Here is a 5,614-nt window from a genome sequence, read left to right on the forward strand (position 1 = left end):
GATTGTCACCGGGCGTACTTTCCATGTGACCAATCAGTCTCCCTATCCGCTGCCCGCTAACAAAACGCGTACCACGCTACGTTCAAAAACCCACAAAGGCAAAGGCTTTAACGAACTCAGTTTTGAGGATGCGACCGATAACGAAGAGATCTTCCTGCACGCCCAGAAAAATATGGCCGTGCGGGTGCTCAATGCTAAAGATGAGCGCGTGGACTATAACCGCACCACGAGTATCGGAAATGATGAAGAACTGGTAGTCGCCAACGATCGTAAAGTCACGGTGGAAGGCAGTCAGGATCACAAAACCACAGGCCATCATTTATCGCTGACCGAAGGCGATCAGGGTATACAGGTTAAGGGCGATCTGACGCAGAAAATCAACGGCGTATTCAGCGTGGACAGCAACGGCGATCTGACGCTACAAAGCAGCAACAAACTGACGCTCAGAGTCGGGGGCAGTTTTGTGGTCATCCACGCTGGCGGGGTGGACATCAAAGGACCGGCGATTAACCTGAATTCAGGTGGCAGCCCGGGCGATGTGGCACTCCCTGCCGATCCGGCGATATTGAAAGCGGCCGCCGCCGCAGGGACGATGTTTGTCGCGCACTGTCCGGTAAAGGAGAAAGAAAACAGTGAGTGAGATAACACGCTGGGCAATAGTGGATGCCGCGGCAGAGCCCGAATTATTTTCGATGCTGGAACAATTCGATCCACCCCATGCCAGTTTATACGCCGCTCCGGTTCCCGAGAACATTGGGCGCTTGGCTCCGCATCTGGTGCGAACTGACGACGCCATTATTCAATGGCTTGAACAACGGAAAACCCCTTGGGGAATACTGCTTGAAAGCAGGGCTGATATGAAAACCCTGCGTCAGCATTTACGTAAATACCTGCATGTTCAGATCCCCAATGAAGAAAAGCCGGTCTTCTTCCGTTTTTATGACCCGCGCAATATCTGGCCATTTCTGTCCGTACTTTCTGATTGGGAAAAGCATACTTTTCTCGGCCCTATCGAGGCGATAACGACAAACTGGCAGGGAACATCACAATGTGAAAGCTTTGCTACATTGCGTGCAATTTTTCATGCAGGAAGTGCTTCGCGACGAAAAATAATGCGATTCTCTCCAGAACAAATGGATGAGTTAACGCTAATTTTTGAGCAGCGCTATCTCGAAAATCTGGTCAGTAAAATTAAAAGCAGGGACGGAGAAAACAGACCAATCGATTTACCAAAAATTGGTGAAATATTTCGTTGGTTGAAACAGCAGGGAATCACTGATGACAGGAGCATTCGAGGGTTGTTTTCTTTATTTCATGAACGGGAATGTCTGACACTGGAGGATATTCCTGCTGACTTTAAGAATGTCCTCTGTACAGAAGGTAAAAAAGGTGCATTTAAAGCAGAAACACTTTTACTCAGGGAATTGGGCTCTGTGCCCCTATAAGGAAAATATATGGTGAGTTTAACGGCGGGATCGCCATCATGTAATTGTGAAAATCCAGATACCTGCATACATGCGTTTTCACTGAAAGTGAAATACTGGACATTTGATTACAGTCAGGATGATTTTGTCACAACGGTAGAAACCATTGATAAAACAGGAGAGGGCGTTCCCCTTTCGCTCGGCCTGACAGGAAAAGGCTGTGTTTCACATAATCCGTTGTGCCCTCATGGGATCATTTATGATTCTGAGCGACGTCGTGCTCCCAAGACGTTTAGTAGCGGTCTGACAAATTATGTGTGTGATTATGGAGAAAAAGCAGATATTTTTTCAACACACGATGCCATCGATTTTTTGAGAGAGTATGTGTTTGCAAAAGGTATCAAAGCATTGTTGCCTAAGGAGAGATATACCCTGCGTGTTGGGCAGTGTAACGATGAACCTTTTATCAGTGAATCGCTGGTCTTTCTTAATGGCATATCACAGATATTTAGCCTGCCTTCCAGAGATGCGCTTCGCACGCAAATTATAATTTATCCGTCATTCAAGTGGGATGTCAGTGTGGCGATTGGCACCGATGAAACGGTTACCGAGTTTACTGAACGGCAGAAAAAGAAGCAGGCTAAAGAGGAAAATAACGCTAAGGGGAATCCACAGCGTGGTGCCCGTGGGTGGACGAAACGTCCTAATTATGAAATAAACCGCACTCTGGAGATCGGGGGAGAATTTACCTACACTTTGGCTAATAACCCTGAACATAATTATTCGGCGTCGATGAAAAAAGATTTTAAGCGAAAAGCCAATACGCTTTCCTGGCTGAATAAATCGGTAAAAGCCATCGATTTTATTAGCAAGACGCTGTCTACAACCAAAGGTGAGAATGACAAAATCACGCTGTTGGAAACGGAAATCATCTATCCGGCATTAGAGATTAGTGCCAAAGGGGAATTAAAAGAAGATAGTACCTCTGGAGAGGTTTATATTGAACGAGAGTTATCGCTGGGGTTGGCCCCGCTGATTGGGATAAAAATGACGCTGGATCTGCTTCAGGCATTTGCCGCCTGGTATCGGGCCGATGTGTTATTGGCAGCCGTTCGTGAAAAGCTGATGTCTCAGGAGCAGGCTTACCAGGAGGGCCGTAATGCGGCGTTTTTCGGGACGAAATTTTGGTTGGTGGCAGAGGGCGATCTCAACTTTACGCTGGTATTCAAATCAGACGCTAAAAATGAGTGGGAATGGCAGAAAGACGAATCAGCAGAAGCCACGCTAACGTTGACCACGGATGCCAATGTCCGAGCGGGTGTCCGATTTTATATTGCAGAAGGCGCATTAGAGATTGGAGGAAAGGCCGTGGCAAAAGGTTGCCTGGGGCTGCATGCGCCTACAAAAGATACGCTGGATTTGGTATTTTATCACGAAGGAATCACGGCGAAAGTTTATGTGAATTATACGGTAAATATATCTCAAGGAACAGGAACTAGTTCAAATGAAGATGGGGGAGTTTTTGGGAATTCTTCCAGTGATTCAACAGTGGAAAAAAATAATAATGCTAAAAAGGAGTGGGTTATCCATGACAAATTGGAAAAGAGTGATTCAGAATATCGGTTTAATCTTATTTAATATGATTTTTTGTTTTTTTCTATTAGGACTGTATCCAGTTAGGGCTGACGAAATGAGTAATGAGAAATACCTGTTTTCTTTTAAGTCGTACAGAAGCTCTTGTATTTTAAGAGTTAACTCACTTCCTGCTGTAGATACAGGGCATGCTGAACAAGGTACAATGTCGGCAGGATTTAATCTGACAGCATTTTTAGAAAATGGAAAGAATGAGATCGAACTACTTATGGGATCGCAGGATCATAAAGATCCCAAGACTCTATATCCTGACTCATCTTGTCAGGTGATAGTCACAAAGGATACGGAGACAACCAGTACAGAAATCGCCAATTTTAGATTAAGCGTAAATGAAAAAGGTGAAATTACAGCAAGAGATTCTGTCACGACGAAAAATAGCTCAACCGTGTTTGAAGGCTATACCCAGAATGAGAAAGACTATGGATTCTATAAAGTCAGAGGCGCGTTAAAAATCGATGGATTACCTCGCTGGTCGTGGGTCAATGCCACCCCAGTGACAGAAAATGAGATGCCTAAAATCAAGCTGGCCTATACGGATATCTGGATGATGATGAAGGATCGCGATATTGAAGGTTTGAAAAAAGTCACACAACTCTCAAATGAAGAGATGGCTTTTGCAGAAGGCGCTACAACGGGGATGATGTTTATTTCAACCGATTTCCCACAGCATGTAGTTGATAAACAGCTTACTCCTCTTCCGATTGAATGGAATAAGTATAAAATCATAAAATATCGTGATGGTCGATTATTTCGTCTAGGTGTTGGCTATTATCAAAACTCACCACTTCGCTTTATAAATAGCAGTGGGGAAATAGTTTTCTCTTACAATCCTTATTTTTCAATAATAGATGGCAAGGTAACGTTGGTAAGATAATGTAATATTGTTATGCTGGAGTAAGCGTTTTGCTTACTCCAGCGTGTTAACTTATCTCCTAACATCATTATTTTGTTATTAACGAAAATACTAAAAAGGCCGGAGAGGAAATTATCTAATCGTCAGTGGTATGATTGCCAGTCACGTTGACAGGGTAGCGGTTATGAACAGATAATAATTATCTATCACGCATGAGTTATTTAATTTACAGGGAGGCTGATAGTGCATTTTTTTTCAGAAATTTACAATCTATCACTATTGTTGAGGATGCTTACGTTTTCTTTTTTTGTGCTGGCTTTCCCTGTCAGGGCCGAAGAAGAGATAAAAGAAAAATATCTGATTTCTTTTAACACTTATAAAAGTACCTGCCTTTTACGAGTCAACGATCTTCCCGCAGGGGACAATACAACGATTCCTTCTAAAACAATGTCAGCGGGATTTAACCTGACAGCATTTTTAGAAAATGGAAAGAATGAGATCGAATTACTTATGGGGCCGCAGAATCATAAAGATCCCAAGACTCTGTATCCTGATTCTTCCTGTCAGGTGATAGTCACTAAGGATACCGAAACAAGTAGTACAGAAATCGCCAATATTAAATTAAGCGTGAATGAAAAAGGTGAGATTACGGCGAATGGTTCTGTCACAACAGCCAATAGTTCAACCGTATTTGAAGGTTATACAAAGAATGAGCAAGACTATGGTTTTTATAAAGTCAAGGGGAGTTTGAAAGCCACTGGTTTGCCTCGCTGGTCGTGGGTCAATGCCACTCCTGTAACGGAAAATGATTTGCCAAAAATCAAGCTGGCCTATACGGATATCTGGATGATGATGAAGGATCGTAACATCGAAGGTTTGAAAAAAATCACACAACACTCAAATGAAGAGATGGCTTTTGCAGAAGGCGTCACAACGGGCATGATGTTTATTTCAACCGATTTTCCTCAGCATGTGATTGATAAAGATCTTACTCCTGCACCCATTGAATGGGGTAAATACAAGATTATTAAATACCGTGATGGGCGCCTTTTTCGTCTTGCGTTTGGATTCTTCCAAAATTCGCCATTGAAGTTTCTGAATTCTAATGGTGACGGTGTGTTTACCTATAACCCTTATTTCTCAATAATAGATGGCAAGGTAACGCTGGTAAGGTGATTTAGGGTAATTATTCTGGAATAAATAATTGTTTATTTATTTTTTAACGGACGAATTAAGAAATGGGTAACGCAGTTAAATTAGGCGATAGCGATACCGGTCATGGTAGTCATCCACCGACGTCCGTCGCGGCAGGTTCATCGACGGTTAAGGTTGATGGTATGCCGTTGGCTCGACAAGGCGATCCTTTGGTTCCCCATGGTCATGCGCGGAGTATTAGCGGTGGTTCATCGAGTGTGTTTATTGATGGCAAACCTGCGGCGCGAACAGGGGACAACGTGAGTTGCGGTGGTGTGTTGATTGGCGGGGGCAGCGTGAATATAGGCTGATATTTCTATCACTATTTCAGTGATCACTCAGGATATTTTCTCCAGAAAAGAAGCATAAAATCTGTATTTGCGGATCGATTTATTTTACGAATAAATTTACTTAACACATTCTTTTACTCAATCTCAGGCGGGCGTTGCGTGATAGCAACACCCGTTTTTTTGTTTTTATGACTCTTTTC

The 5,614-nt window shown here is 43.2% G+C and carries 6 protein-coding genes; all 6 read left to right on the forward strand.

Annotated features, from left to right (window positions below):
- A partial coding sequence (locus H0248_RS21210; protein ID WP_445482659.1) for a bacteriophage T4 gp5 trimerisation domain-containing protein occupies positions 1–640 on the forward strand: 640 nt, incomplete at its 5' end.
- Complete coding sequence (locus tag H0248_RS21215; protein WP_180787385.1) at positions 633–1,445, forward strand: DUF4123 domain-containing protein; 813 nt, start codon at positions 633–635, stop codon at positions 1,443–1,445. The genes H0248_RS21210 and H0248_RS21215, both read left to right, overlap by 8 nt.
- A gap of 9 nt (positions 1,446–1,454) precedes the next feature.
- Positions 1,455–3,062 carry a hypothetical protein gene (locus H0248_RS21220; RefSeq protein WP_180787386.1) on the forward strand — a complete coding sequence of 536 codons (1,608 nt, stop codon included), beginning with the start codon at positions 1,455–1,457 and terminating at the stop codon, positions 3,060–3,062.
- A complete protein-coding gene (locus tag H0248_RS21225) occupies positions 3,013–3,951 on the forward strand; it encodes an IdsF (RefSeq protein WP_180787387.1) in 939 nt (312 codons plus the stop codon). Before H0248_RS21220 ends, H0248_RS21225 begins: the two co-directional genes overlap by 50 nt.
- 267 nt (positions 3,952–4,218) lie before the next feature.
- Complete coding sequence (locus H0248_RS21230; protein ID WP_180787389.1) at positions 4,219–5,106, forward strand: IdsF; 888 nt, start codon at positions 4,219–4,221, stop codon at positions 5,104–5,106.
- 62 nt (positions 5,107–5,168) lie between these two features.
- Positions 5,169–5,435, forward strand: a complete 267-nt coding sequence (locus tag H0248_RS21235; RefSeq protein ID WP_180787388.1) for a type VI secretion system PAAR protein — start codon at positions 5,169–5,171, stop codon at positions 5,433–5,435.
- Positions 5,436–5,614 lie beyond the last annotated feature (179 nt).

Origin of the sequence: Pectobacterium brasiliense, from assembly GCF_013449685.1 — a bacterium.
Classification (GTDB): Bacteria; Pseudomonadota; Gammaproteobacteria; order Enterobacterales; family Enterobacteriaceae; genus Pectobacterium; species Pectobacterium brasiliense_A.

Coding starts and splice junctions, on each gene's coding strand:
- H0248_RS21220 (WP_180787386.1), top strand. CDS start 1,455: ATGGTGAGTTTAACGGCGGGATCGCCATCATGTAATTGTGAAAATCCA.
- H0248_RS21225 (WP_180787387.1), top strand. CDS start 3,013: ATGACAAATTGGAAAAGAGTGATTCAGAATATCGGTTTAATCTTATTT.
- H0248_RS21230 (WP_180787389.1), top strand. CDS start 4,219: ATGCTTACGTTTTCTTTTTTTGTGCTGGCTTTCCCTGTCAGGGCCGAA.
- H0248_RS21235 (WP_180787388.1), top strand. CDS start 5,169: ATGGGTAACGCAGTTAAATTAGGCGATAGCGATACCGGTCATGGTAGT.